This window comes from Streptomyces sp. WELS2, assembly GCF_013870595.1.
GTDB lineage: Bacteria > Actinomycetota > Actinomycetes > Streptomycetales > Streptomycetaceae > Streptomyces.
Map to the genome: position 1 here is coordinate 1 of NZ_JACBWZ010000618.1, position 3,828 is coordinate 3,828.

General features: G+C 71.9%; 3 protein-coding genes. 2 read left to right on the top strand and 1 reads right to left on the bottom strand.

Going from position 1 to position 3,828, the window contains the following annotated elements:
• A partial coding sequence (locus H5J33_RS26805; protein ID WP_181797420.1) for a 5'-3' exonuclease occupies positions 1-800 on the bottom strand: 800 nt, incomplete at its 3' end.
• Positions 801-954: 154 nt separating this feature from the next.
• On the opposite strand from H5J33_RS26805, the gene H5J33_RS26810 reads away from it, so the two are divergent.
• Together H5J33_RS26810 and H5J33_RS26815 are read left to right on the top strand one after the other, a co-directional pair.
• Positions 955-2,031 carry a glycine betaine/L-proline ABC transporter ATP-binding protein gene (locus H5J33_RS26810; RefSeq protein ID WP_181797421.1) on the top strand — a complete coding sequence of 359 codons (1,077 nt, stop codon included), beginning with the start codon at positions 955-957 and terminating at the stop codon, positions 2,029-2,031.
• A partial coding sequence (locus H5J33_RS26815; RefSeq protein ID WP_181797422.1) for an ABC transporter permease/substrate binding protein occupies positions 2,024-3,828 on the top strand: 1,805 nt, incomplete at its 3' end. The genes H5J33_RS26810 and H5J33_RS26815, both read left to right, overlap by 8 nt.

Here is a 3,828-nt window from a genome sequence, read left to right on the forward strand (position 1 = left end):
AGCGGCACGTCGTCGGCCACCCGCACCACCTTCGGCGCGACCGCGAGATACGGCCGGGCCTCGGTCAGCCGCTTGCGCTGCGACGGCGTCAGCTTCGCCCCCCGGTCGTCGACCGCGGCCATGATCCCGGCCAGGTCGCCGAACTCGGCGAGCAGCTTGGCGGCCGTCTTCTCGCCGATCCCGGCCACGCCCGGCAGACCGTCGCTGGGGTCGCCGCGCAGCAGCGCCAGATCCGCGTACCCCCGCCCGTCGACGCCATACTTCTCGCGCAGCACCGCCTCGTCGGTCACCTGGAGCGTGCCGACGCCCTTGAGCGGATACAGCACCCGGATCCCGCGCCCGTCGTCCACCAGCTGGTACAGGTCGCGGTCGCCGGTGACGATGTCGACCGGGCCCCGCGCCCGTGCGGTGAACGTGCCGATCACGTCGTCCGCCTCGTACTCCGCGACGCCCACGCGGGCGATGCCGATCGCGTCCAGGACCTCCTCGATCACCGGCACCTGCGGGGCGAGGGTGTCGGGCACCTCCTCCGCGTCCGGCGCGCCGGTGTGCTCCTCGGCGACCCGGTGCGCCTTGTAGGTCGGGATGAGGTCCACCCGCCACCGCGGTCGCCAGTCGGCGTCCATGCAGGCCACCAGGTGGTCCGGCCGGTGGTCCCTGACCAGCCGGTCGATGAAGTCCAGCAGCCCGCGCACCGCGTTGACGGGTGTGCCGTCCGGCGCGCGCACCGAGTCCGGGACGCCGAAGTAGGCACGGAAGTACAGGGAGGCGGTGTCGAGAAGCATGAGTCGTCCGGTCACGCACGCATCATGCCGCACGGCACCGACAGCGCCCCGCGGGCCGGGAACGCGTTGCGTGACGCGCACTGCCGTGAACCCGGCCACTTGTGTGTTTGCCCTCGCTCGACCTGGGGAGGCGCGGCCTCTGTCCTGTCCCCGGAGACGAGAGGTGCGCGTGTCACCCAGGCTTGAGGCAGAGCATCTGTTCAAGGTGTTCGGAAGACGACCCGACGACGCGGTGGAACGGCTGCGGCGCGGCGCCGACCGGGCGGAGCTGCGCGCGCAGGGCGCGACGGCCGCCGTGATCGACGCGTCCTTCCGCGTCGAGGCCGGCGAGATCTTCGTCGTGATGGGGCTGTCGGGCTCCGGCAAGTCCACCCTGCTGCGCATGCTCAACGGGCTGCTGGAGCCGACCGCGGGCAGCGTGCGCTTCGACGGGCAGGACCTGACCGCGCTCGGCGACCGGGCGCTGCGCGAGCTGCGCTCCAGGAAGATCAGCATGGTCTTCCAGCACTTCGCGCTGTTCCCGCACCGCAGTGTCCGCGACAACGCCGCCTACGGCCTGGAAGTGCAGGGCGTGCCCCGCGCCGAGCGCGAGCGCCGCGCCGACGAGGCGCTCGCCCTGTGCGGCCTGGCCGGCTGGGAGACCTCATGGCCCGACGAGCTGTCCGGCGGCATGCAGCAGCGCGTCGGCCTGGCCCGCGCCCTCGCCTCCGACGCGGACCTGCTGCTGATGGACGAGTCCTTCAGCGCCCTCGACCCGCTGATCCGCCGCGACATGCAGGACCAGCTGCTGGAGCTGCAGAAGACCCTGAAGAAGACGATCGTCTTCATCACCCACGACCTCAACGAGGCCATGCGGCTCGGTGACCGGGTCGCCGTCATGCGGGACGGCCGCATCGTGCAGACCGGCACCGCCGAGGACATCCTGCTGCGCCCGGCGAACGACTACGTGGCCTCCTTCATCCAGGACGTGGACCGCTCCCGGGTGCTGACGGCGGGCGCGCTCATGGACACCTCGGTGACCGCCGACGCGCCGCTGTGCGGCTGCGAGACGGCGACCCCCGAGATGCCGTTCGCGCGGCTGTGCGCGATCGGCGCCCGGCTGTCCCACCGGGTCTCGGTGGTGGACGGGGCGGGCCGGGTCGTCGGGGTGGTGCCGCGCAGGCGTCTGCTCGGCTTCCTCGGCGAGGAGACGGCCGCCCCCGTGACCTGCGACAACCCCGAGGGGAAGGTGATCAGCCATGCCTAGGATCCCCCTCGGCGACTGGGTCGACTCCGGCGTGGACTGGCTGGTCGGCCACCTCTCCTGGCTGTTCGACGCCGTCAAGGCGGTCTTGGAGGGCATGTACGACGGCATCGACACCGTGCTCGCCGCCCCCCAGCCGCTGCTGATGGCGGGCATCCTCGCCGTCGTCGCCTGGTGGCTGCGCGGACTGCTCGCCGGTGTCCTCGCCTTCGCCGGCTTCGCGCTGGTCGATTCGCTGGACCTGTGGGACCGGGCCATGTCCACCCTCGCCCTGGTCCTGGTGGCGACCGTGATCGCCCTGGTGATCTCCCTCCCGCTGGGCATCTGGGCCGCCCGTTCCAGGGCGGTCGGCGCCGCCGTGCGGCCGGTCCTCGACCTGCTCCAGACGATGCCCTCGATGGTGCTGCTGATCCCGGCCATGCTCTTCTTCGGGCTGGGCACCGCCGCGGGCGTCGTCGCCACCCTGGTCTTCGCGCTCGCCCCCGGCGTCCGCATGACCGAGCTGGGCATCCGCCAGGTCGACGCCGAACTGGTCGAGGCCGCCGAGGCGTTCGGCACCGCCCCGCGCGACATCCTGTGGCGGGTGCAGCTGCCGCTCGCGCTGCCGACCATCATGGCCGGCGTCAACCAGGTGATCATGCTGGGGCTTTCCATGGTCGTCATCGCCGGCATGGTCGGCACCGGCGGCCTCGGCGGCGCCGTCAACGAGGCCATCGGCCGGCTGGACATCGGCTACGGCTTCGAGGCGGGCGTCGGCATCGTCGTCCTCGCCATCTACCTGGACCGGGTCACCGGCGCGCTCGGCACCCAGCTGTCCCCGCTGGGCCGCAGGGCCGCCGCGAAGGCACGCACGCGCGCGTGGTCGTACCGTCCGCGCCCGGCCGTCGCCCTGGCCGGCGTCGTCGTCCTCGCCCTCGTCGCGGGCGGACTCGGCGTCTTCGGCCCGTCCGCGGGCACCTCCGAGGCCTCCGGCACGGACGTCGGCAAGGGCAAGGAGGTCCGGATCGGCTACATCCCCTGGGACGAGGGCATCGCCTCCACGTTCCTGTGGAAGGAGATCCTCGAGGAGCGCGGCTTCAGGGTGAGCACGGCCCAGTACGCGGCCGGCCCGCTCTACACCGGTCTCGCCACCGGCCAGCTCGACTTCCAGACCGACTCCTGGCTGCCCACCACGCACGCCGAGTACTGGACGAAGTACGGCACGCGGCTGGACGATCTGGGCAAGTGGTACGGGCCCACGTCCCTGGAGCTGTCCGTGCCCTCCTATGTCGAGGACGTGAACTCCCTGGCGGACCTGAAGGAGCACGCCTCCGAGTTCGACGGGAAGATCATCGGCATCGAGCCCAGCGCGGGCATGATGAGCCTGCTGAAGGGCACGGTGCTGAAGGAGTACGGCCTGGAGGGCACCTACGACGTGGTCGACGGCTCCACCCCGGCCATGCTCGCCGAGCTGAAGCGCGCCTACGCCCGGCACCAGCCGGTCCTCGTCACCCTCTGGTCGCCGCACTGGGCGTACAGCGACTACGACCTGAAGAAGCTCGAGGATCCCAAGGGCGCCTGGGGCAAGGGCGACGGCGTGCACACCCTGGCCCGCAAGGGCTTCACCGCCGACAACCCGCTGGTCGGCCGGTGGCTGAAGGACTTCTCGATGACCGAGGAGCAGCTGACCGGCCTGGAGGCACGGATCCAGAAGGCGGGCAAGGGCAGGGAACAGGACGCCGTCCGCGACTGGCTGCGCGACCACCCCGGCCTGGTCGACAAGTGGGCCCCCGTCGCCAAGGACGGCACCCACAGCGAGGC